Origin of the sequence: Streptomyces ipomoeae 91-03, assembly GCF_000317595.1 — a bacterium.
Taxonomy (GTDB): Bacteria; Actinomycetota; Actinomycetes; order Streptomycetales; family Streptomycetaceae; genus Streptomyces; species Streptomyces ipomoeae.
Genome location: NZ_AEJC01000182.1, coordinates 1 through 2,010 on the forward strand (window position 1 = coordinate 1; position 2,010 = coordinate 2,010).

General features: G+C 65.5%; 2 protein-coding genes. Both read left to right on the top strand.

The features are described from left to right. The first annotated feature begins 299 nt into the window (after nt 1-299). The gene (locus tag STRIP9103_RS11980) at nt 300-1,592 is read left to right on the top strand and encodes an ammonium transporter (RefSeq protein WP_009308759.1); all 1,293 of its coding nucleotides are present in this window, start codon (nt 300-302) and stop codon (nt 1,590-1,592) included. Next, nucleotides 1,589-1,927, top strand: coding sequence for a P-II family nitrogen regulator (locus tag STRIP9103_RS11985; RefSeq protein ID WP_009308760.1), 339 nt, complete (start codon nt 1,589-1,591; stop codon nt 1,925-1,927). The genes STRIP9103_RS11980 and STRIP9103_RS11985 overlap by 4 nt, the downstream gene beginning before the upstream one ends. Nucleotides 1,928-2,010: the final 83 nt, after the last annotated feature.

Genomic DNA, 2,010 nt, shown 5'->3' on the forward strand with positions numbered 1-2,010 from the left:
GTCCCCACCCGTCGCCGGAGCCCACGGAAAGTCGACCGCCACCCGAGAGTTCCATCGGATACGAAACCGTTATCCGCCACCGGTCCCGCAAGGGCGGGGCCCCGTACGGGACGAATCCTCCGTGACTCACGTTTCACCTGTCTGTAACGCGACACGCGCGTTCGTCACATCGGGGAAACATTCCCAATCTCCTGGTGAAACGGTGCTACGTCAGTCTCCTCAGCACAGTCGGCCCTCCCCGATAGCTCCCAAGCTTCAGCATCCGCACGGGCCGTTCCGACCACGAGGAGATACCGGCATTGAACGGCACAGATACCGGATTCGTTTTGATCAGTGCGGCGCTCGTCATGGTGATGACGCCGGGCCTCGCGCTCTTCTACGGCGGCATGGTCCGGGCCAAGAGCGTGCTGAACATGCTGATGATGTCCTTCATCTCGCTGGGCATCGTCAGCATCCTGTGGGTGTTGTACGGATACTCGCTCGCCTTCAGCGGTGATACCGGCCACTTCATCGGCAACCTGGACGCGATCGGCCTCAAGGGCATCGACATCGCGAGCACGGTCGACAGCTTCGTCGTCGGCGCGAACGACAAGCCGCACCAGATCGCCGCGTTCGCGTTCATCCTCTTCCAGATGATGTTCGCGGTCATCACCCCGGCCCTGATGAGTGGCGCGCTTGCCGACCGCGTCAAGTTCAGCGCCTGGATGATTTTCGTCGCCCTCTGGGTCACCATCGCGTACTTCCCGGTCGCCCACTGGGTCTGGGCCCCCGGCGGCTGGCTCTTCGACATGGGCGTCATCGACTTCGCCGGTGGTACCGCCGTTCACATCAACGCCGGTATCGGCGCGCTCGCCGCGGTCCTCGTCGTGGGCAAGCGGGTCGGCTTCAAGAAGGACCCGATGCGGCCACACAGCCTGCCGCTGGTCATGATCGGCACCGCCCTGCTGTGGTTCGGCTGGTTCGGCTTCAACGCCGGCTCCGAGCTGGGTGTCGATGGCACCACCGCCCGTATGGCCATCAACACCCAGATCGCCACCGCCGCCGCCATCATCGGCTGGCTGATCTACGAGCGCATCCGTCACGGCGCGTTCACCACCCTCGGTGCCTGCTCCGGCGCCGTCGCCGGTCTCGTCGCCATCACCCCCTCCGGCGGTCACGTCAACGCCTTCGGCGCCATCCTCATCGGCATCGTCGCGGGCGCGGTCTGCTCCTGGGCCGTCAGCCTCAAGTACAAGCTCGGCTACGACGACTCCCTCGACGTTGTCGGCGTCCACCTGGTCGGTGGTGTCATCGGCACCCTGATGGTCGGCTTCCTCGCCGTCGACGGCAAGGGCAGCCTCAGCCAGTTCGGCAAGCAGGCCACCGGTGCCTTCTCGGTCATGGCCTACACCTTTGTCGTCACCTGGATCATCGCCTTCCTCATCCAGAAGACGATCGGCTTCCGCGCCTCCGAGGAGGACGAGGTCGCCGGTGTCGACCAGGCCCTGCACGCCGAGACGGCGTACGACTTCAGCCAGGCCGCCGGTTCCCACATGTCGTCCGCCACCGTCAGCAGCGTCGCTGCTCCCGCCAGCAAGAAGGTCGAGGCATGAAGCTGATCACCGCCGTCGTCAAGCCGCACCGGCTCGACGAGATCAAGGAAGCACTGCAGGCGTTCGGCGTGCACGGCCTTACGGTCACCGAGGCCAGTGGGTACGGTCGGCAGCGTGGGCACACCGAGGTGTACCGCGGCGCCGAGTACACCGTGGACCTGGTCCCCAAGATCCGTATCGAGGTCCTGGCCGAGGACGACGACGCCGAACAGCTGATCGACGTCATCGTCAAGGCCGCCCGCACCGGCAAGATCGGTGACGGCAAGGTCTGGTCCATCCCGGTCGAGACGGCCGTACGGGTCCGGACCGGCGAGCGCGGCCCCGACGCGCTCTGACCGAAGAGAAGAACAGGAGTCACTGGGTGACGAGTACGGACGCACGTACGAAAGCAGAGGACTCGGGACCCAGCGGCTATGCG

Bases quoted from the DNA above. Each gene is read 5' to 3' on its own strand.
- STRIP9103_RS11985 (WP_009308760.1), top strand. From the start codon at position 1,589: ATGAAGCTGATCACCGCCGTCGTCAAGCCGCACCGGCTCGACGAGATC.